Here is a 20,778-nt window from a genome sequence, read left to right on the forward strand (position 1 = left end):
CTTCAGGAGAATAAAAAAATGGCTTATAGCGAAAAAGTAATCGATCACTACGAAAACCCACGTAACGTTGGTTCGTTTGATAATACGGATCCGAACATCGGTAGCGGCATGGTGGGTGCACCTGCCTGTGGCGACGTAATGAAACTGCAGATCAAGGTCAGTGATACCGGGATTATCGAAGATGCCCGTTTCAAAACTTACGGATGTGGTTCAGCTATTGCTTCCAGCTCACTGATCACTGAATGGGTAAAAGGGAAGTCTCTGGATGAAGCGCAGAGTATTTCCAACATGCAGATCGCGGAAGAGCTGGAATTACCGCCAGTGAAAATCCACTGTTCTATCCTGGCTGAAGATGCGATTAAAGCAGCAATTGCTGACTATAAGAGTAAGAAAACCGACAAGTAAGCGAGGGTGAGAGATGGCGATTTCCCTGAGCGATTCAGCGGCAGCCCGCGTCAGTTCTTTTCTGGCGAATCGTGGTTCCGGTTACGGTTTACGGTTAGGTGTCAGAACATCAGGTTGTTCGGGCATGGCTTATGTCCTCGAATTTGTGGATGAACCCCATCCTGAAGATACTGTGTTTGAAGAGAAGGGCGTCAGAGTCGTTGTTGATGGCAAAAGCCTTGTCTACCTCGATGGTACAGAACTGGATTTTGTAAAAGAAGGCCTGAATGAAGGCTTTAAATTCAACAATCCTAATGTGAAAGACGAGTGCGGTTGCGGCGAGAGTTTCAACGTATAATCTCTGTATCATACTCTGAATATCTGCCCCAGCCTGCTGGGGCGTTTTTTTTATTAATTCCACGCTTCGGACCGGTTATGAATTATTTTACCCTGTTTGATTTGCCAGAATCTTTCGAACTTGACACGACAGCGCTGTCTGACAAGTTTCAGTCTCTGCAGCGTCAGTACCATCCTGACAGGTTTGCGACCGCCCCGGAAGCCGAACGGCTGAAGGCCTTGCAGCATGCCGCAACCATCAATCAGGGCTACCAGGCCCTGCGCAAGCCTCTTTCCCGGGCAGAATATCTGTTGTCACTTCATGGGTTCGATATTAATAATGAACAACATACCCTGCGTGATACGGCCTTTCTGATGGAACAGCTCGAACTGCGGGAAGAGCTTGAACACATTGAGCAGCAAAATAATAGCGATGCACTGACGCCTTATTTCCATCGGCTGGACTCTATGGAAAAGCAACGCAGTCAGCTGATGCGTCAGCAGTTTGCTGATCAGCAGTGGCCGGAAGCGGCAGATACCGTGCGTAAGCTAAGATTTCTCGCTAAACTGCGGGTCGAAGCAGAAAAGCTGGAAGAAAAACTGCTGGATTTTTAAACGGGAAGCTCGTTATGGCGTTATTACAAATCAGTGAACCCGGGTTAAGCGCAGCCCCCCATCAGCGCAGGCTGGCGGCGGGTATTGACCTCGGAACCACCCACTCTCTGGTCGCGACAGTCCGCAGCGGACTGGCAGAAACGTTGCCAGATGACAAAGGCCGGCATCTGTTGCCCTCGGTTGTCCACTACCAGGCAACGCAGACCCGTGTGGGCTGGGATGCCCGCGCGCAGGCAGCCCGTGACCCGCGTCATACCTTCAGTTCAGTCAAACGCCTGATCGGCCGTTCGCTGGCCGATATCCGCCAGCGTTACCCGCATCTGCCATATCTGTTTACTGCCAGTGAAAATGGTTTACCGATGATGGAAACCCCGTCAGGCCAGGTAAATCCTATCCGCGTGTCCGGGGATATTCTTCATGAGCTGGCGAACCGCGCGCGGGAATCACTGGGCGGTGAACTTGACGGTGTGGTTATCACGGTGCCGGCCTATTTCGATGATGCCCAGCGCCAGGGAACCAAAGATGCGGCCCGGCTGGCCGGATTACATGTTCTGCGCCTGCTGAATGAACCGACCGCGGCGGCGGTGGCCTATGGTCTGGACTCGGGCAAAGAAGGCATTATTGCCGTCTATGACTTAGGCGGCGGCACGTTCGATATTTCCGTCCTGCGTCTGAGCCGGGGCGTGTTTGAAGTGCTCGCGACCGGCGGGGATTCCGCGCTCGGCGGCGATGATTTCGATCAATTGCTGGCGGAGTGGATAAGTCAGCAGGCCGGTATCACTGATGTCAGTGATGCCGGTGTTCAGCGTGAAATCCTTGATGCTGCCACGGCGGCTAAAATTGCGCTGAGTGATACTGAAACGACGACCGTCCGTGTCGCAGGCTGGCAGGGTGAGGTAACCCGTGAACAGTTTACAGCCCTGATTGCACCGCTGCTGAAAAAGACGCTGGTTGCCTGTCGCCGTACCCTGAAAGATGCGGGTGTCAGTGTCGATGAAGTGATGGAAGTGGTGATGGTCGGTGGCTCAACCCGCACGCCAGCTGTAAGGCAGAGTGTGGGGGAGTTCTTCGACCGTGAACCTCTGACCTCTATTGACCCGGATCGCGTCGTGGCGCTGGGCGCTGCCATCCAGGCCGACATTCTGGCCGGCAACAAACCCGACAGTGAAATGCTGCTGCTGGATGTGATCCCGCTTTCCCTGGGACTGGAAACCATGGGTGGCCTGACCGAAAAGGTGATCCCGCGCAACACGACTATCCCTGTCGCACGTGCTCAGGAATTTACCACCTTTAAAGACGGGCAGACGGCGATGAGTATCCACGTGGTTCAGGGAGAGCGTGAGCTGGTCAGCGATTGCCGTTCTCTGGCCCGTTTTGCATTACGGGGCATCCCTGCATTACCGGCCGGGGGTGCACATATCCGCGTCACCTTCCAGGTGGATGCTGACGGGTTGCTGAGTGTCACTGCGATGGAAAAATCTACCGGCGTGGAAGCCTCTATTCAGGTTAAACCGTCCTACGGGCTGACTGAAAATGAAATCGCGACCATGATCACCGACTCTATGACCTATGCTCGCGATGATGTGGAAGCCCGTCAGCTGGCAGAGAAAAAAGTCGATGCACTTCGGGTACTGGAAAGTCTTGAAGGTGCACTGAGTGAGGACCAGTCTCTCCTTTCAGAGCAGGAACTGCATTCCATCCGCGAAGCACAGCAGGCACTGCGTGACTCGCTGGAAAATAAAAATGAGGCGCAGATTGCTGCCGGAATAAAACATTTGGATCACGTGACTCAGGAGTTTGCGGCACGCCGTATGGATAATTCTATCCGTCGCGCGCTGACCGGACACTCTGTGGATGAGGTTTAAGCATGCCTAAGATTGTAATTTTACCCCATAAAGATCTGCTGCCGGAAGGCGGTGTCTATGATGCCACCCCGGGAGAGACTATCCTGGATGTGGCGCTGCGCAATGGTATTGAAGTCGAACATGCCTGCGAAAAATCCTGCGCCTGTACGACCTGCCACTGTGTGGTCCGTGAAGGATTTGATTCACTGGCAGAAAGCAGCGAAGATGAAGATGATATGCTGGATAAGGCCTGGGGCCTGGAGCCCGACAGCCGCCTGAGCTGTCAGGCGCGTGTGACGGATGAAGACCTGGTGGTTGAATTCCCGCGTTACACCATTAACCACGCACGGGAACATTGATCCCCGCACGGGCCGGAGGATTCCGGCCCGTGTTGTTTCTGAGGAATAATTATGTCACTGAAATGGACCGACAGCCGGCCTATCGGCGAAGCTCTCTACGATCAGTTTCCCGACACTGACCCGAAAACCGTCCGTTTTACCGACTTACATCGCTGGGTCTGTGAGCTTGAGGATTTTGATGATAATCCTGAGGCTTCCAATGAAAAGATCCTCGAAGCAATTTTGCTAATCTGGATGGACGAGTACGAGTAATAATTAAGGAGCGATGTCATGACTACACACACCATGCAAATCCGACTCAGCCAGCAGGCTGCTGATGCCCGCTGGGGAGAAAAAGCGACTCTTTCCTGCACCGATCAGGGCATGACCATTCATCTCACCGCCGACGATGCGTTACCGGTGATCCAGCGCGCAGCGCATAAAATTGACGGGCAGGGGATCCGTGCCGTCGAACTGACCGGTGACGGGTGGGATCTGGAACGTTGCTGGGCATTCTGGCAGGGCTTCCGCTCGCCGAAAGGGCAGCGCGATGTGCACTGGCCCGCCCTCAGCGAAGCCGAAAAAACCGAACTGCAACACCGTCTGAAAGTGGTGGACTGGGTCAGAAACGTCATTAATCTGCCGGCCGAAGACCTGGGGCCTGAAGAACTGGCCAGTGCGGCGATTGATCTGCTGAGTGACCTTGGCGGTGATGCCGTGACCTATCGTATTACGAAAGGTGAAGATCTGCGTGAACAGGGGTATATGGGCCTGCATACGGTCGGACGTGGTTCAAGCCGCCCGCCGGTGTTACTGACCCTGGATTTTAACCCGACCGGGGATGATTCTGCACCTGTGGACATCTGTCTGGTAGGTAAAGGCATCACATTTGATACCGGGGGTTACAGCCTGAAAGGCAGTACCTTTATGGACTCGATGAAAGCGGATATGGGCGGTGCTGCGACGCTGACCGGCGCGCTGGGGATGGCTATCAGTCGTGGTCTGAACAAACGCGTGAAACTGATCTTATGCTGTGCAGACAACATGGTCAGTGGCGGGGCATTACGTCTGGGTGATATTATCCGTTACCGTAATGGCAAGACGGTCGAGGTTATGAATACTGATGCGGAAGGGCGTCTGGTACTGGCGGATGGTCTTATCGATGCCAGTAAGCTGAAACCGCGTCTGCTGATCGATGCGGCGACCCTGACCGGTGCGGCGAAAACGGCGCTGGGTAACGATTACCATGCGCTGTTCAGCTTTGACGATGCGCTGACCGGTGAACTGCTGGACAGTGCCGCACGCGAAGGTGAATTGTTCTGGCGTCTGCCGCTGGCTGAGTTCCATCGCCAGCACCTGCCGTCGAATTTTGCTGATCTCAATAACATTGCCAGCCCGTCACATTCTGCCGGTGCCAGCAGTGCAGCGGCCTTCCTTTCTTACTTTGTCGAAGGTTATCAGCACGGCTGGTTACATATCGACTGCTCTGCGACCTATCGTAAAGGGGCTGTCGATCAATGGTCCGCCGGGGCGACCGGGCTGGGCGTGCGTACTCTGGCGAATCTGTTGCTGAAATAACAGCATCAGATTTTTTCGCGAGGCAGGCACAGGCCTGCCTTTATTTTCAGGGCAGGTCAATCATGGAACTCTCCCTCGACGAGCTTTTAGAAAAAGCGGCCACGGGTCCGGCAGACCGGCCGGCCTTCTTCCGGCGACTGATGCAGTCGGATGTCTGGGTTGCCGGTAAACCGGCCCCGGATGCTTCCCTGGTGTTCGATCCTGACTACCGTCAGCAGCTTGATGGCACCGCAGTGATCCCTTTTTTTACTACGAAAGCCGCGTTTACAGAAGTGGCGGGCGATGGCCTGACGGCGGTAACGCTGCCCGTGAGCCAGCTGTTCGCGATGACTTCGGGCCATACGCTGTGCCTTAACCCCTTACTGAAAAGCAGCAAAGTCTTTACTGCCACTGAGGTGAGATCTCTGTGCAGCGGGCAGGGTAATGCGCTGGGGGAAATCAGTATTCCGGCCGAGGGGCAGACCCTGTTACTCTCGGCAACAGAAGATCCTCCGTCTGTCCTGACAGACTCTCTGAAACAGCTTTTCAGTCGCTATAAACCGGTGCGCCGGGCATTTATTGCCTGGTGTCGGGAAGATGCGCAGGCAGAGGGTAATTTTCTGATTGGTATTGAGGCCAGCGCGGATCTTGATGAAATTATTCAGGCGGCGGGCCATGTGGCCATGGACACGTTACCGGAAAATGCCCTGATTGATTTCTGTGAGATCAGTGACCCGTCGTCCGGCGTCAGCCACTTTTTTGTCGCCCACATTCCGCCCTTCTACCAGCGACCGCAGGGCAGTTTTCTGCGCGGGGCTGTCCACCATTAGCCCTGCGGCTGATTTATTTCTGTCGTCAGACCGGGCCTTGTTCAGGCCGGCACCGTTGCTGACTCAGCAGTCTCATGGCCCCGTTCTGCGGAGGCCATTATTTCTGCTGGCCGGCGTCCACCACCAGTGCCTGTGCAGCTATGACACACTTTTTTTCAGGGTCATAGGTCAGTGCGGGTGAACCGTGCAAGACATACCCGGCACTGAGCATTTCAGACACCCGGTGGCAGAAAGAGGCATCGTCAGGACCGGTAATGAGCCGGTAAACCGGCAGGGGAGATTGAGGTTGTGTTTTCATTCAGGGCTCCGTGTAACAATCTCAAAAAAAGGCTCTGGCAGGCAATAGTCAACAGGATGCCCCGTGGAGAAAGTGAGGTGCAGGGGCTGTCAGGCGAATTGCGGTCGCCACTCTTTCTTCCCCGGCGCAGTTATTACCCGGGGGGAGAGGAGATAGCCAGCCTTTTGCAGGACTATTTACCGCCCGCCAGGTCAATAAAATTTCCGGTCACGTAGGATGCCGCATCGGAAAGTAACCAGTGGATGGCTTCAGCCACTTCTTCGGGGTGTCCTCCGCGTTTCATCGGTAATGCGGCACTCACTCTGTCCACCCGCCCGGCTTCTCCGCCATCTGCATGCATTTCTGTATAGATAAATCCCGGCCGGACTGCATTTACGCGTACGCCATACGCCGCGACTTCCAGAGATAATCCGCGCGTAAGGCTATCGATAGCGCCTTTGGACGCAGCATAATCAATATATTCACCGGGTGACCCAAGACGGGAGGCCGCCGAAGAAACATTCACGATAGAACCGCCATTCCCCCCATGCCTGGCTGACATTCTTTTGACAGCTTCTCTGGCACAGATAAAGCTGCCCGAGACATTCACAGAAAAGATTTGCTGCAAACGATCGGCGCGGATATCTTCAATCGATGACTGAGGCAGCAGGATCCCGGCGTTGTTGACCAACCCGGTCAGCGGGCCAAACTCATCGTCCAGACGGTTGAACATCCCGATTATCTGATGCTCATCTGCGAGATCGGCACTAATGGCAATGGCTGTGCCGCCGGCAGAGCGGATCTCAGAGACCACCTCCGCCGCCTGAGTCTCCTTATTACGGTAGTTGATGCAGACCTTATGCCCGTGACGGGCCAGCAGTAATGCCGTTGCCCGGCCGATGCCCCTGGAGGCACCGGTCACCAGGGTGATTTTTTCCTTCACCTATACCTGCCTTTATTTTTGCGGTGGAAAGCTTCGGATGACCGGAGATTTTGAAAATTACTGACCCGTTACCGGACGCCAGGTAAATCGTCCCGGCTTCCCCATTCCCCCCAGGAGCCGTCATACAGTGAGGCATCTTTATGGCCGAGCTCTGTGAGTGCAGCAAGCAGGACAACGGCGGTCACTCCGGACCCGCAGGAGGCAATCACCGGCTTCTTCAGGTCAACGCCCGCCGCTTCGAAGACGGATTGCAGGTGTGCGTTATCCGACAGGCGTCCGTTGCTGACCAGAGTATTCCACGGCACATTCAGGCTGCCCGGGATATGGCCGCGTCTCAGCCCCGGCCGGGGTTCATCCACCTCGGCATTAAAACGTGGCGCTGAACGGGCATCCAGTATCTGTGCTCCGCCTTCATGGCTTACCAGCAGGACATCGTTCAGGCGTTTAATCTGGTCCGGCTGCGGATATGCTTCAAACAGGCCCTCCTTCAGTTCAGGATGGCCCTGCTCTGTGGCGTAACCGTCTGCTTTCCAGGCCTGTAGTCCCCCCGCAAGAATAGACACTTCTGCCACGCCAAAATAACGCAGCATCCACCAGGCCCGGGGGGCGGAAAACAGGCTGCCCTCATCGTAAACGACCAGGTGTTTATCGCTGCTGATCCCGAGTTCACGCATTGCGACCGCGAAAGCTTCCGGACGTGGCATCATATGCGGGTAAGGGCTGGTCGGGTCAGATAACGCTTCAATATCAAAAAAAGGCGCTGAGGGCAGATGTTCAGCCAGATACTCCTGCGTAATATTGCGGGTCAGTTCCTGTCCCGGGGGGAGCATACGTGCATCCAGAACCTGAATCTGTGGGTCATGCTGATGTTCGGCCAGCCATTCAGTGGTAACAAAAAGCGTCTGACTCATAGCTTCTCCTGTGAATAAGCGTTTTTTTGAGTGTCGGTGATTTTCAGGGGCATCTCAAGGGGCACTGCATAAAAAGACGCAGACAGGCGGTGACGACCGGACCTGACGTATCTGCGCCTACAGCCCGGGTTGGTCATCTAATGACCAACCCGGGCGGTCTGCTGACTTTTTTTCAAAAAAAGTGTGATTATCCATAGGCAATGAGCGCTTAGCCCCCTATAATTTGCGCCGTTTCTTCGCCGGAATGGTTAATTCGTACGCTTTTAATAAGAATACCCGACCATTCCACGCGACATACTTTGGAAGTTCAGACTGAGGTCAAAATGACAATCGAACGTACTTTTTCTATCATCAAGCCAAATGCTGTTGCTAAAAACGTGATTGGTGCTATCTACAACCGTTTTGAAAGCGCGGGCTTCAAAATTGTTGGTGCTAAAATGCTGCACCTGACTAAAGAGCAGGCTGAAGGCTTCTACGCAGAACACAAAGGACGTCCTTTCTTTGATGGTCTGGTTGAGTTCATGACTTCAGGCCCGGTTGTTGTTTCAGTTCTGGAAGGTGAAAACGCTATCCAGCGTCACCGTGACCTGATGGGTGCAACTAACCCGGACAACGCACTGGCAGGGACTTTACGTGCCGATTACGCTGACAGCTTTACCGAAAACGCAACTCACGGTTCAGATTCTGCAGAATCTGCGGCACGTGAAATTGCTTACTTCTTCGGTGAAGGTGAAGTCTGCGCACGCACCCGTTAATCTGTCGGTGCGGGGATCCACTGTAAAAATACAGTGACGAAATTGTCATCGAAAGGGGCACCCCCGATGGCATCCCGCAACAGATAATGTACAATGAACACCCCCGCAGAGTTTTCTGTGGGGGTGTTCCTTTTTAACTATCCATTACCGCGCCATAACGTGTAACAACGAGGCCAGAGATTATTATGTCCGAACCTGCAGCTACTCCTGTGTCCGATACCCCCGTAACCGTGACCCCGAAAAACACCAAAATCAACCTGCTGGATCTTAACCGTCAGCAGATGCGTGAATTCTTCCTTGAAATGGGTGAAAAACCGTTCCGTGCCGATCAGGTCATGAAATGGATGTATCACTACTGCAGCGATGATTTCGAGCAAATGACCGATATCAATAAAGTGCTGCGCCAGAAGCTGGCCCGGGTCGCGGAAATCCGTGCACCGGAAGTGGCCGAAGAGATGCGTTCTTCTGACGGGACAATCAAGTGGGCAATCCGTGTGGGTGACCAGTTAGTCGAGACGGTGTATATCCCGGAAGACGACCGCGCGACATTGTGTGTGTCTTCGCAGGTAGGTTGTGCACTGGAATGTAAATTCTGCTCAACCGCGCAGCAGGGCTTTAACCGTAATCTGCGTGTCTCCGAAATTATCGGTCAGGTATGGCGTGCAGCTAAAATTATCGGTGCAGCAAAAGTGACAGGTCAGCGTCCGATTACGAACGTTGTAATGATGGGGATGGGTGAGCCCCTGCTGAACCTGACCAATGTCGTGCCGGCGATGGAAATCATGCTGGATGACTTCGGGTTCGGGCTGTCTAAACGCCGCGTAACGTTATCCACATCCGGTGTTGTACCGGCACTCGATAAACTGGGTGACATGATCGATGTTGCGCTGGCCATTTCTCTGCATGCGCCGAACGACGCGCTGCGTGATGACATCGTACCGATCAACAAAAAATATAATATTGAAGCGTTCCTGCAGTCGGTGAAGCGCTACATGACAAAATCGAATGCGAATCAGGGCCGTGTTACCGTGGAATACGTCATGCTGGACCACGTTAATGACAGTACCGATGATGCGCATCAGCTGGCCGAAGTACTGAAAGATACGCCATGCAAGATTAACCTTATTCCCTGGAACCCCTTCCCGGGCGCACCTTATGGCCGCAGTTCGAACAGCCGTGTAGACCGTTTTTCTAAGGTACTGATGGAATACGGCTTTACTACCATCGTGCGTAAAACCCGTGGTGATGATATTGATGCCGCCTGTGGTCAGTTGGCCGGGGATGTGATTGACCGTACCAAACGGACCATGCGTAAAAAAATCGCCGGAGAAGAAATCTCTGTGAAGACGGTTCAGGCTTAAACAAAACCGGCTATCCCTGTTCTGAGCCTTGTGTGACTCTGCTGGTAACATCGCAATTATCAGCAGGGAGAGGCAGGATGTTCAGATATTCAGGGATAATTCCGTGGTTACCGGTGGTATTGTTATTCGCCGGCTGCACTCCGCATCCTGGCCCTGTGGCCGGAGAGATACGTTTACAATTAGGTCTGCAGTATCTGGCGGTGGGCGAATATACTGCAGCCGGACGTAATTTACGGCGTGCGGTCAAGGCATCGCCGGACGATTACCGCCCGATACTGGGACTTGCCCGGCTTTATCAGACTCAGGGCCATGATGCGATGGCCGGAGTCTGCTACACTCGGGCGGAGAAGCTGGCACCTGAAAATGGTTATGTACTTAATAATTACGGTGCGTTTCTCTGTGCTTTAAGGCAGTATGATAAAGCGCAGTCGCGTTTTTTACTGGCAACCCTCTCAACAACAGGGGACAACCGGACTCAGGCGACGCTGTCATCGGGATATTGCTTCCTTGATGAAGGGCAACTGACCCGGGCAGCAGAAAAACTGACGACGGTGAGCCGTACCGAACCTGCTGCGGCAGATAAGTTACTGGCAGAAGCGGGGCGCCGCATTGAACGGCAGAAATTTGCGGATGCCGGACTCCTGCTGGACATTTATCACCAGTTTCGTTCTGCCAGTGCAGAAAGCTTATGGTTAAAGATTCTTTACGCCGCGCGACAGAATGACGCCAATGACGTGAAACGTTACGGTGAACAGTTAGCGCGGATCTTTCCACTTTCGATACAGTACCAGCGTTATTTAGCTAATGAATACTGAAGCCAACCAAGAAAAATCAGCAGTTCAGTCCACCGGTGAACGCCTGCGTTTAGCACGTGAAGCGAAAGGACTGAGTCAGCAAAATGTTGCAGAACGTCTGTGCCTGAAACTTTCCACGGTACGCGATATCGAGGAGGATAAGTCTCCGGCCGATTTAGCTGCGACGTTTTTGCGCGGTTATATCCGCTCTTACGCCCGTCTTGTGCATGTACCGGAAGATGAAATTTTACCGATGCTGTCCAAACAGGCTCCTATCCGTGCGGCGAAAATTACGCCGATGCATAACATCGCCCTCGGCAGCAGCGGACGCCGGAAAAAACGTGACGGGATGTTAATGACATTTACCGTGCTGGTGATCGTTGTGGTTATCGGGCTGACGGTCGCCTGGTGGTGGCAGAATCATAAAGCCTCACAGGCCGATCTCAATGCTATGACCAGCACCACGGCGGGCAGCGGTAATGAACAATCGATTCCGTTATCCGATGGCAATGATGATGCCTCTGCCGGCGGAAATGCGATCCCGCTGGATACCGGCAATACGGCGCCAGCCGCGACGGACAATGCAGCACCTGTAGCGACCGGCAGCGCGACGGCAGCCGATAGCGCTGCACCAGCGTCTGCTGATGGCACCGGCAGTGCGGCTCAGCCTGCGACTGCGACACCGTCTCAGACAGCCCCGGCGGCAACTCAGCCAGCGACCCCGGCGGTTCAGAATTCTGCAGAAACCCAGGCACCTGCCACGCCAGCGGCCTCTCCGGTCGCTACCGACGCGACGGTGGCCACTACCGATGCACTGGCCATGACTTTCCGTGGCGATTGCTGGCTGGAAGTGACAGATGCGCAGGGTAAAAAATTATTCAGCGGATTACAGCATAAGGGCGGTCAGCTGAATCTTAATGGTAAACCCCCTTACCGTGTGAAAATCGGTGCGCCTGCGGTGGTCTCTGTACAGTTCCGTGGTCAGCCCGTTGATTTAAGTCGTTTTGTTCGTACTAACCAGGTCGCTCGCCTGACGATTGGCGCGCATTAATACGCCATCCCGGGGACTTGTGGAGAGAAAATATGCATAACCAGGCTCCAATAAACCGTCGTAAATCCACCCGGATTTATGTAGGTAAGGTGCCAGTCGGCGACGGAGCGCCTATTGCCGTTCAGTCAATGACGAATACCCGTACTACCGATGTGGAAGCTACCGTTAATCAGATTAAGGCCCTTGAACGTGTGGGGGCCGATATCGTTCGTGTTTCTGTTCCGACGATGGATGCTGCTGAAGCCTTCCGGCTGATTAAGCAGCAGGTAGATGTTCCATTGGTTGCCGATATTCATTTCGACTACCGTATCGCGCTGAAAGTCGCTGAATATGGCGTTGACTGTCTGCGAATCAACCCCGGTAATATCGGTAATAATGAGCGTATCCGCCAGGTAGTGGATTGCGCACGTGATAAAAACATCCCGATTCGTATTGGCGTGAATGCAGGCTCCCTGGAAAAGGATCTGCAGGAAAAGTACGGTGAGCCGACGCCACAGGCATTGCTTGAATCTGCCATGCGCCATGTCGATCACCTGGACCGTCTGAATTTCCATCAGTTTAAGGTAAGCGTTAAAGCCTCGGATGTTTTCCTGGCGGTTGAATCTTACCGGCTGCTGGCAAAACAGATCGATCAGCCATTGCACCTCGGGATCACCGAAGCCGGGGGCGCCCGTGCCGGTTCGGTAAAATCTGCCATCGGTCTGGGCTTACTGCTGTCTGAAGGTATCGGTGACACGCTGCGTATTTCTCTGGCCGCCGATCCGGTGGAAGAAATAAAAGTCGGTTTCGATATTCTGAAGTCATTACGTATTCGTGCCCGCGGGATCAACTTTATTGCCTGCCCGACCTGTTCCCGCCAGGAATTTGATGTTATCGGTACCGTGAATGCCCTGGAGCAGCGACTGGAAGATATCATTACACCGATGGATGTTTCGATAATTGGTTGCGTCGTGAACGGTCCGGGCGAAGCCACGGTATCGACACTGGGCGTAACCGGCGGTAATAAAAAGAGTGGTTTCTATGAAGATGGTATCCGTCAGCGTGAGCGACTGGATAACCTCGATATGGTCGACCAGCTTGAAGCGCGTATCCGGGCAAAGGCCTCGATGCTCGACGAAAACCAGCGAATTAATGTCCGCCAGCTTGAAAAATAATGGTTGATGTCTTCCTTCGGGAAGACATTTCTTTGATGATTGCTCCTGTGCGGTATTAGCCCTATAGGGTATGATGCCGGACAGGTTTTTGTGTTAAGAGATTTTGACGTGGCAAAGAATATCCAGGCTATCCGCGGAATGAACGATTATCTGCCAGCAGATACCGCACTGTGGCAACGAATTGAACAGGTTCTGAAACAGGTACTGGCAGGTTACGGATTCAGTGAGATCCGTCTGCCGATTGTTGAACAAACGCCTCTTTTTAAACGCGCGATTGGTGAAGTGACCGATGTGGTCGAAAAAGAGATGTACACTTTCGACGACCGTAACGGCGATAGCCTGACTCTGCGTCCTGAAGGGACCGCCGGGTGTGTCCGTGCAGGTATTGAACACGGCCTGTTATATAATCAGGAACAACGTCTGTGGTACATCGGACCCATGTTCCGCTATGAGCGTCCGCAAAAAGGGCGTTACCGTCAGTTTCATCAGATTGGCGCAGAAGTCTTTGGTCTGACCGGACCGGATATCGATGCAGAGCTGATTATGATGACCGCCCGTTGGTGGAAAGCGCTGGGCATTGCTGACCATGTCAGCCTGGAGCTGAATTCCATCGGTTCACTTGAAGCCCGTGCCGCCTATCGGGATGCACTGGTCGCCTTCCTGGAACAACATAAAGACGCGCTGGATGAAGATTGTCAGCGTCGCATGTACAGTAATCCGCTGCGGGTACTGGACAGTAAGAACCCGGAAATCCAGCAACTCCTGAACGATGCGCCTCAGTTGGGTGATTATCTGGATGCTGAATCCCGTGAACATTTTGATGGTCTGTGTGCGCTGCTGGATAACGTCGGTATTGCTTATACTGTGAATCAGCGCCTGGTCCGTGGTCTGGATTATTATAACCGTACGGTCTTTGAGTGGGTAACAACCAGCCTGGGTTCCCAGGGCACAGTCTGTGCCGGTGGCCGTTACGACGGCCTGGTTGAACAGCTGGGTGGCCGGGCTACGCCAGCCGTCGGTTTTGCGATGGGTCTGGAACGACTGGTACTTTTAGTTCAGGCCGTTAACCCGGAATTTGAACCGAACCGCAAAGTGGATGTCTATGTTATCTCTTCCGGCGCAGGTGTCCAGTCAGAGGCGATGAAGCTGGCTGAAGAAGTCCGCGATGCGGCTCCGGAGATTAGACTGATGACCAACTTTGGCGGTGGAAACTTTAAAAAACAGTTTGCCCGTGCGGATAAGTGGGGCGCGAAACTGGCCCTGGTGTTAGGTGAAGATGAAGTCACCAACCAGCAGGTTGTGATTAAGAATCTGAGCTCCGGCGACCAGCAAACCGTTGACCGGAATGACGTCTCCGGGTTTTTACTGAGCGCACTGCAGTAAGCCAGGGATAAGTATTAAGTTTTAACAGGAGTAGGATTGCGTGGAAGTTTACAGCAACGAACAAGAGCAAACTGCTGCTCTCAGAAACTTCTTTACCAGCAACGGTAAAGCGCTGGCCGCTGGCCTGGTGATCGGTATTGCCGCCCTGGGTGGCTGGCGTATCTGGGTCAGTCATCAGGAAAGTAATGCCCTGGAAACGTCGGCCCGTTACCAACAGTTATCTGAAGCCATGAATGCAGATAAGCCGGAAACGTTGGATGCGCTCGCTGCTTTTGTGAACCAGACTCACGGCTCTTATGGTGCTCTGGCAGCGATGAACCTGGCTAAGGTGTATGTCGACGGTGGTCACCTGGATAAAGCGACTCAGCAACTGGAGCAGGGGCTGAAAGACAGCGATGATGCGAATCTTCAGGCAGTCATGCGTTTACGTCTCGCCCGTCTGCAGTTGCAACAAAACCAGGCGGACGATGCGCTGAAGACTCTGGACAGCATTCAAGGCGATAGCTGGACGGCACTGAGTGCGGATATCCGTGGCGAAGCATTGCTCAGTAAAGGCGATAAGCAGGGTGCCCGCGCTGCCTGGAGTAAAGGTATTGATTCTGATGCATCACCGGCTCTGAAGCAGATGATGCAAATGAAATTGAATAATTTAAGCTAAGCCAGTAAAGAGAGAGCGCATGGAATTACGTAAATACCTGCTGCCGGGACTCGTTTCGGTCACTTTGCTCAGCGGTTGTTCGCTATTCAGTGGCGAAGAAGATGTCGTAAAAATGGCACCTCTGCCAAAAGTAGTAAATCAGTTCACCCCTAAAATGGTGTGGGATAAATCGGTTGGCGATGGTGTGGGTGATTTTTATTCGAATCTGCACCCGGTATGGCAGGATAATACTGTCTATGCGGCTGATCGCTACGGTATTGTTGAAGCTCTGGATGCGAATACCGGTAAACAGAAATGGAAAGTTGATCTTTCCACCCGTACCGGCTTCTTCTCTTCCAATATTCCGGCGCTGTTATCCGGCGGGATCACGGTTCAGGGTAACCTGCTGTATATTGGTACAGAGCACGGTAAAGTCTTCGCCCTGAACAGCAGTAATGGTGCGGTTGCCTGGCAGACCCAGGTGGCTGGCGAAGCGTTATCCCGTCCTGTGGTCAGCGATGGTTTAGTGCTGATCCATACCAGCAACGGTATGTTCCAGGCGCTGGACCAGAACACCGGTGCCAGTAAATGGGTGGTCAACCTGGACGTGCCGGCACTCTCTCTGCGTGGTGAATCTGCTCCGGCGACCGCTTACGGCGGTGCGATTATCGGGGGTGATAACGGGCGCGTGAGTGCGGTTATCATGAACCAGGGACAGATTATCTGGCAGCAACGTATTTCCCAGCCAAGCGGTGCGACCGAAATCGATCGTCTGAGTGATGTTGATACCACGCCGGTTATCGTTAATGGTGTGGTGTATGCGCTGGCGTATAACGGTTCCCTGTCTGCGCTGGATCTGCGCTCGGGCCAGATCATCTGGAAACGCGATATCGGCGGGGTTAAAAACCTGGTTGTCGATAATGGCCGTATTTATCTGGTGGATCAGAATGACCGCGTCGATGCGGTTAATATCGACGGTGGTGTTGAAATCTGGCGTCAGAGCGGTTTATTACACCGTAACCTGACCTCCCCGGTGCTGTATAATGGCTACCTGGTAGTGGGTGACGGCGAAGGTTATCTGCACTGGATGGATACCACCGATGGTCGTTTTGTCGCTCAGCAGAAAGTTGACAGTTCCGGGTTCCAGACCCAGCCGGTCGTCGCCGGTGATAAGCTGTTAATTCAGGCGAAAAACGGCGAGGTTTATGCCTTTACCCGTTAAGGGATAAGTAAAAATCCGGTAGTCAAATACCTGTTAATGACGGCTCCTGTGATGCAGGGGCCGTTTCGTTTTTCTTCGGCCGACAGTTTTTCCTGTTAATTGCCTGAACTCTGTATCAGGAATCGTTATAATCATCGGATTCGGTCGATTTTTTTTGTCATGAGGCTTTATTATGGTACCTGTGGTCGCGCTGGTTGGACGTCCCAACGTAGGAAAATCCACACTTTTTAACCGTTTAACGCGTACCCGTGATGCGTTGGTAGCGGATTTCCCTGGTCTGACACGTGATCGTAAATACGGGCGCGCTGAAGTTGAAGGCAGGGAATACATTGTTATTGATACCGGCGGTATTGATGGCACCGAAGAGGGGGTCGAAACCCGGATGGCCGCGCAGTCGCTGATGGCTATCGAAGAAGCGGATGTCGTGCTGTTTATGGTCGATGCCCGTGCCGGGGTTATGCCAGCGGATGAGCAGATTGCCCGTCATCTGCGTGCCCGTGAAAAAGCCACCTTCCTTGTGGCTAACAAAACCGACGGTATGGACCCGGATAATGCCGTTGTCGACTTCTACTCGCTGGGCATGGGGGAAATTCACCCGATTGCGGCATCTCACGGTCGTGGTGTCACGCAGTTACTGGAAACCGTGCTGTCACCCTGGGCAGAAGAAACCGTCAGCGAACCGCTGACTGAAGAAGAAGAGAACGAAGCATACTGGGCTGCGGTGGAAGCTGAAGAGCAGGATCTGATCCCTGAAGATGAGGAAGACGATTTTGACCCGACAACACTGCCGATTAAACTGGCGATTGTCGGACGCCCGAATGTGGGTAAATCGACGCTGACCAACCGTATTCTCGGTGAAGACCGTGTCGTGGTTTACGATATGCCTGGCACGACCCGTGACAGCGTTTATATCCCGATGGAACGTGATGAGCGTGAGTACGTGCTGATCGACACCGCCGGCGTTCGTAAGCGTGGTAAAGTCAATGATGCGGTTGAGAAGTTCTCCGTGATCAAAACGTTGCAGGCGATTGAAGATGCCAACGTGGTACTGCTGGTGATCGATGCACGCGAAGGGATTTCCGATCAGGACCTGTCACTGCTGGGCTTTATTCTGAACAGCGGCCGATCACTGGTGATTGTGGTCAATAAGTGGGACGGCCTTTCTCAGGAAATTAAAGACGAAGTCAAAGAAGCGCTGGATTATCGCCTGGGCTTTATTGATTTTGCCCGTGTTCACTTTATCTCTGCACTGCATGGCAGCGGCGTGGGTAATCTGTTCGAGTCCATTACCGAGGCTTACGATAGCTCAACACGTCGTGTGAACACCTCGTTACTGACGCGTATTATGAAAATGGCAGAAGAAGACCATCAGCCGCCGCTGGTTCGTGGTCGCCGTGTGAAGCTGAAATATGCCCATGCCGGGGGATATAACCCGCCGATTGTGGTGATCCACGGTAACCAGGTGAAGGATCTGCCGGATTCTTATAAACGCTACCTGATGAATTACTTCCGTCGCTCACTGAATGTGATGGGGACGCCGATCCGTATCCAGTTTAAAGAGGGTGAAAACCCGTACGCCGGTAAACGTAACCTGCTGACGCCAACCCAGCAGCGTAAACGTCAGCGTCTGATGTCGCATCTGAAAAAGAATAAGCGTTAATTGATTAAGAGGGCCTGAGGGTCCTCTTTTTTATGCCCCGGAGAAAATAATGAACTCTGTCTGTCTTCACTGTCAGATCCCGTTGTCGGAAAAAGAGCATGAATTTATCTGTCCGCAGTGTCAGCGACACTATCTTAAGCAACCCTGCTGCCCGGTCTGCCATCAGGCGCTGGAGGTTCTTAAGGCGTGCGGGGCTGTCGATTATTTCTGCCCGCAGCACGGCTTACAGTCCCGGACGACGGTGGTACCGCGGGCCGGAGCAGAGAAACCCGGTAACGAGACACAGATGAAAAGGGATGAGTGATGGACAAACAGACACTGATTAAATTACTGACCTATAAGCGCTGGGCAGATGCCGCGACATTGGACGCGATAACAGGGATCGATTCGGCGTTGTATCCGAAAGAGCATCATCTGATGCTTCGTCTGATGAACCATATTTATGTGGTGGACCGGATATTCCGTGCCAATATCGCCGGCCGTGCACATGGTTATCAGGCCCTGAATACCCCGGAAACCCCGACAGCGGAAGAACTGATGACCGCCTTCAGGGAGAGCACTGACGAGTATATCGCGTTTATTTCTGCACTATCTGAAGAGGAATTCGGGAAAGTGATCCGCTTTACTTTTGTCGATGGCGGTGAAGGCGAAATGCAGTTGATGGACATGGTTAATCATATCCTGTTTCACGGAACCTATCACCGCGGCGCGGTTGGCTGGCTGATTCAGAGCAGCGGCGGCATTGCCCCGAAAGATGTCCTGACCGTGTTTCTTCGCGACTATCAGTCTTAGTCCAGTCATCGGCCTCCGGGATAAACACCGATACCGGTAATCCCGGACGGCCCTGTACCGGAATCTCTCCCGCAAGGCCTTATCATCCGGTTTCGGATTTGATAAGCGGTATGACCGGTCAATAGCTGCGCTGGTTCACTTCTGTGCCGTAAGGCAGCGGCAAAGGACCGAAACACGATTCATTCTTCTGTGCGTACCGGAATCTCTACGCAAGGCCGTTTCATTCGTTTTGGTTGTGAGAAGCGTAATTGTCAGGCTGGCGAAATGCGTGCTGCGTGACAGGAGGCCTTAAAGATAAAAAGGGTCTGCAACGCGCCTGATAACATACCGGGCTCGCTGATCCCCGGTTTCATACAGAAAAGCAAAGAGCCGTTTCTGCCGGCAGACGGGGCCCCGGTCGTGGTTTTCAGTATGGGTAAGATCACTCTGCGGAAGGGACGCGGGGTTTACGCGGACGCCTGGCCGCTTTTTGGGGGGTAATCGCCGTGATTTCACTTTCCACCCAGCCATCATTCAGGCGTGTTCGCAGGGTCTCTCCCGTCTGTACCTGACGGGTTTCTTTGATAACATCCCCGTTACTTGCGGTCGTCACACTAAACCCGCGCGCCAGTGTTGCCAGCGGACTGGCACTTTCCAGCTGTACGGCCAGGGTCCCGAAGCGCTGCCGGGTGTCACTGAGTTTCTTTTCCAGTGCCTGTTGCAAGCGATAACGGGCTTCGCTCAGTTGCCGCGACCCCTGATAGATCAGCGGCTGTGGCTGACGGCGCTGTAGACGTTGTGATAGCTGTTCAAAATGCTGGCTATGCTGCTGCAACTGTTGCTGCATGGCCGACTGTAGCTGACGCTGCTGCTGTAATAACAGCGTTTGCTGGCGTGAAAGGCGTAATTGCGGATGCTGCTGATTAAGCCGGTGTCCGAGCTGGCTGAAGTTTTGCTGACGGCGTGCCAGATAGTAATCCATCGCCATTTCCATTTGCTGTTGCTGTGACAGCAACTGACGCAGGAGTTCGGTCTGGTTACGGCTGACCAGTTCGGCGGCAGCAGACGGAGTTGGTGCGCGCAGGTCAGCCACAAAATCACAGATGGTGACGTCGGTTTCATGACCCACTGCACTTACGACCGGGATTTTGCTGGCAAAAACAGCTCTGGCAACACGTTCATCGTTAAAACACCACAGATCTTCCAGAGAGCCGCCCCCACGACCGACAATCAGGACATCACATTCCCGGCGCTGGTTAGCCAGCTCAATAGCCCGGACGATCCCGGCAGCCGCTTCGTTACCCTGCACGGCGGTAGGGTAGATGACCACCGGTAAAGAAGGGTCCCTGCGGCGTAACACCTGTAAAATATCATGCAGAGCCGCGCCGCTGGCAGAGGTAATGACCCCGATCTGACCCGCAGGCGAGGGGAGTGGCTGTTTATGCTGTGTGGCAAACAGGCCTTCAGTATCCAGCCGGGTTTTCAGCTCAAGAAATTGCTGCTGAAGAAGCCCTTCACCGGCAGGCTGCATACTTTCGACGATCAGCTGATAATCACCCCGCGGGTCATATAAGGTTACTGTGGCGCGTACCAGCACCTGCTGACCATTTTGCGGCCGAAAGCTGACCCGCTGATTACTGTTACGGAACATGGCACTGCGCACCTGAGCGTTATCGTCTTTCAGGGTAAAGTACCAATGTCCCGAAGCCGGCCGGGTAAAGTTAGATATTTCGGCAGTCAGCCAGACACGACCCATCTCATGTTCCAGCAACCGGCGGACGGTCGCATTCAGGCGACTGACTGAGAAAATTTTGGTGTTTTCGTCATTCAACATGTGATGAAGATCAAATAATAAATCAGCGGGTTAATTAGCCGATACTACATTGCCTGAATGAAGTATCAAGAGTTTTTTATAAAAAAAGCTGGAGGCAAACGGTTCCCCCCTGTATAATGCC

The 20,778-nt window shown here is 53.4% G+C and carries 23 protein-coding genes; 19 read left to right on the plus strand and 4 right to left on the minus strand.

Features of this window, described 5'->3' with window-relative positions; translation table 11 throughout:
- Nucleotides 1–18 precede the first annotated feature (18 nt).
- From iscU to JK223_RS05755, 8 genes are all read left to right on the plus strand, one after another.
- Nucleotides 19–405, plus strand: a complete 387-nt coding sequence (gene iscU / locus JK223_RS05720) for a Fe-S cluster assembly scaffold IscU (protein WP_212713260.1) — start codon at nt 19–21, stop codon at nt 403–405.
- Between the two features lie 13 nt (nt 406–418).
- Nucleotides 419–742: an iron-sulfur cluster assembly protein IscA gene (gene iscA, locus JK223_RS05725; RefSeq protein ID WP_212713261.1), complete on the plus strand. Its 324-nt coding sequence runs from the start codon at nt 419–421 to the stop codon at nt 740–742.
- 77 nt (nt 743–819) lie between these two features.
- Entirely contained in the window at nt 820–1,335 is a 516-nt protein-coding gene (hscB, locus tag JK223_RS05730; RefSeq protein WP_212713262.1) for a co-chaperone HscB, read from the plus strand.
- Nucleotides 1,336–1,349: 14 nt separating this feature from the next.
- Nucleotides 1,350–3,200 carry a Fe-S protein assembly chaperone HscA gene (gene hscA / locus JK223_RS05735; RefSeq protein WP_212713263.1) on the plus strand — a complete coding sequence of 617 codons (1,851 nt, stop codon included), beginning with the start codon at nt 1,350–1,352 and terminating at the stop codon, nt 3,198–3,200.
- Nucleotides 3,201–3,202: 2 nt separating this feature from the next.
- Entirely contained in the window at nt 3,203–3,538 is a 336-nt protein-coding gene (gene fdx, locus JK223_RS05740; protein ID WP_025903687.1) for an ISC system 2Fe-2S type ferredoxin, read from the plus strand.
- A 51-nt stretch (nt 3,539–3,589) separates the two neighbouring features.
- Nucleotides 3,590–3,790 carry a Fe-S cluster assembly protein IscX gene (gene iscX / locus JK223_RS05745; RefSeq protein ID WP_025903686.1) on the plus strand — a complete coding sequence of 67 codons (201 nt, stop codon included), beginning with the start codon at nt 3,590–3,592 and terminating at the stop codon, nt 3,788–3,790.
- Between the two features lie 18 nt (nt 3,791–3,808).
- Nucleotides 3,809–5,095, plus strand: a complete 1,287-nt coding sequence (gene pepB / locus JK223_RS05750; RefSeq protein WP_212713264.1) for an aminopeptidase PepB — start codon at nt 3,809–3,811, stop codon at nt 5,093–5,095.
- 62 nt (nt 5,096–5,157) lie between these two features.
- The gene (locus tag JK223_RS05755; RefSeq protein WP_212713265.1) at nt 5,158–5,904 is read left to right on the plus strand and encodes an enhanced serine sensitivity protein SseB C-terminal domain-containing protein; all 747 of its coding nucleotides are present in this window, start codon (nt 5,158–5,160) and stop codon (nt 5,902–5,904) included.
- 97 nt (nt 5,905–6,001) lie between these two features.
- Here the strand turns inward: JK223_RS05755 and JK223_RS05760 are convergent, their stop codons facing one another.
- From JK223_RS05760 to sseA, 3 genes are all read right to left on the minus strand, one after another.
- Nucleotides 6,002–6,202 (minus strand): DUF1737 domain-containing protein, encoded by a 201-nt coding sequence (locus JK223_RS05760; RefSeq protein WP_212713266.1) that lies wholly within the window; start codon nt 6,200–6,202, stop codon nt 6,002–6,004.
- Nucleotides 6,203–6,374: 172 nt separating this feature from the next.
- Nucleotides 6,375–7,124: an SDR family oxidoreductase gene (locus tag JK223_RS05765; protein ID WP_212713267.1), complete on the minus strand. Its 750-nt coding sequence runs from the start codon at nt 7,122–7,124 to the stop codon at nt 6,375–6,377.
- Between the two features lie 68 nt (nt 7,125–7,192).
- On the minus strand, nt 7,193–8,035 hold the full coding sequence (sseA, locus tag JK223_RS05770; protein WP_212713268.1) for a 3-mercaptopyruvate sulfurtransferase: 843 nt from the start codon (nt 8,033–8,035) through the stop codon (nt 7,193–7,195).
- Nucleotides 8,036–8,358: 323 nt separating this feature from the next.
- On the opposite strand from sseA, the gene ndk reads away from it, so the two are divergent.
- The 11 genes from ndk to JK223_RS05825 all read left to right on the plus strand — a co-directional run bounded on the left by ndk (nt 8,359) and on the right by JK223_RS05825 (nt 18,844).
- Complete coding sequence (ndk, locus tag JK223_RS05775) at nt 8,359–8,790, plus strand: nucleoside-diphosphate kinase (protein ID WP_029684669.1); 432 nt, start codon at nt 8,359–8,361, stop codon at nt 8,788–8,790.
- Between the two features lie 185 nt (nt 8,791–8,975).
- Nucleotides 8,976–10,151 carry a bifunctional tRNA (adenosine(37)-C2)-methyltransferase TrmG/ribosomal RNA large subunit methyltransferase RlmN gene (locus tag JK223_RS05780; RefSeq protein WP_212713269.1) on the plus strand — a complete coding sequence of 392 codons (1,176 nt, stop codon included), beginning with the start codon at nt 8,976–8,978 and terminating at the stop codon, nt 10,149–10,151.
- A 77-nt stretch (nt 10,152–10,228) separates the two neighbouring features.
- Nucleotides 10,229–10,966: a type IV pilus biogenesis/stability protein PilW gene (gene pilW / locus JK223_RS05785; protein WP_212713270.1), complete on the plus strand. Its 738-nt coding sequence runs from the start codon at nt 10,229–10,231 to the stop codon at nt 10,964–10,966.
- On the plus strand, nt 10,956–11,996 hold the full coding sequence (gene rodZ / locus JK223_RS05790) for a cytoskeleton protein RodZ (RefSeq protein ID WP_212713271.1): 1,041 nt from the start codon (nt 10,956–10,958) through the stop codon (nt 11,994–11,996). Before pilW ends, rodZ begins: the two co-directional genes overlap by 11 nt.
- A gap of 32 nt (nt 11,997–12,028) precedes the next feature.
- A complete protein-coding gene (gene ispG / locus JK223_RS05795) occupies nt 12,029–13,150 on the plus strand; it encodes a flavodoxin-dependent (E)-4-hydroxy-3-methylbut-2-enyl-diphosphate synthase (RefSeq protein ID WP_212713272.1) in 1,122 nt (373 codons plus the stop codon).
- A 108-nt stretch (nt 13,151–13,258) separates the two neighbouring features.
- The gene (hisS, locus tag JK223_RS05800) at nt 13,259–14,533 is read left to right on the plus strand and encodes a histidine--tRNA ligase (protein WP_212713273.1); all 1,275 of its coding nucleotides are present in this window, start codon (nt 13,259–13,261) and stop codon (nt 14,531–14,533) included.
- Nucleotides 14,534–14,573: 40 nt separating this feature from the next.
- Entirely contained in the window at nt 14,574–15,191 is a 618-nt protein-coding gene (locus tag JK223_RS05805) for a YfgM family protein (protein ID WP_212713274.1), read from the plus strand.
- Nucleotides 15,192–15,210: 19 nt separating this feature from the next.
- Nucleotides 15,211–16,392, plus strand: coding sequence for an outer membrane protein assembly factor BamB (gene bamB, locus JK223_RS05810; protein ID WP_212713275.1), 1,182 nt, complete (start codon nt 15,211–15,213; stop codon nt 16,390–16,392).
- A gap of 172 nt (nt 16,393–16,564) precedes the next feature.
- Nucleotides 16,565–18,052 (plus strand): ribosome biogenesis GTPase Der, encoded by a 1,488-nt coding sequence (gene der, locus JK223_RS05815; RefSeq protein ID WP_212713276.1) that lies wholly within the window; start codon nt 16,565–16,567, stop codon nt 18,050–18,052.
- 49 nt (nt 18,053–18,101) lie between these two features.
- A complete protein-coding gene (locus JK223_RS05820) occupies nt 18,102–18,356 on the plus strand; it encodes a zinc-ribbon domain-containing protein (RefSeq protein ID WP_212713277.1) in 255 nt (84 codons plus the stop codon).
- Entirely contained in the window at nt 18,356–18,844 is a 489-nt protein-coding gene (locus tag JK223_RS05825) for a DinB family protein (RefSeq protein WP_212713278.1), read from the plus strand. Before JK223_RS05820 ends, JK223_RS05825 begins: the two co-directional genes overlap by 1 nt.
- A 421-nt stretch (nt 18,845–19,265) precedes the next feature.
- On the opposite strand, the gene xseA is transcribed toward JK223_RS05825, so the two are convergent.
- Nucleotides 19,266–20,657: an exodeoxyribonuclease VII large subunit gene (gene xseA / locus JK223_RS05830; protein ID WP_212713279.1), complete on the minus strand. Its 1,392-nt coding sequence runs from the start codon at nt 20,655–20,657 to the stop codon at nt 19,266–19,268.
- Between the last annotated feature and the right edge of the window lie 121 nt (nt 20,658–20,778).

Origin of the sequence: Tatumella sp. JGM118 (assembly GCF_018257515.1) — a bacterium.
GTDB lineage: Bacteria > Pseudomonadota > Gammaproteobacteria > Enterobacterales > Enterobacteriaceae > Tatumella > Tatumella terrea.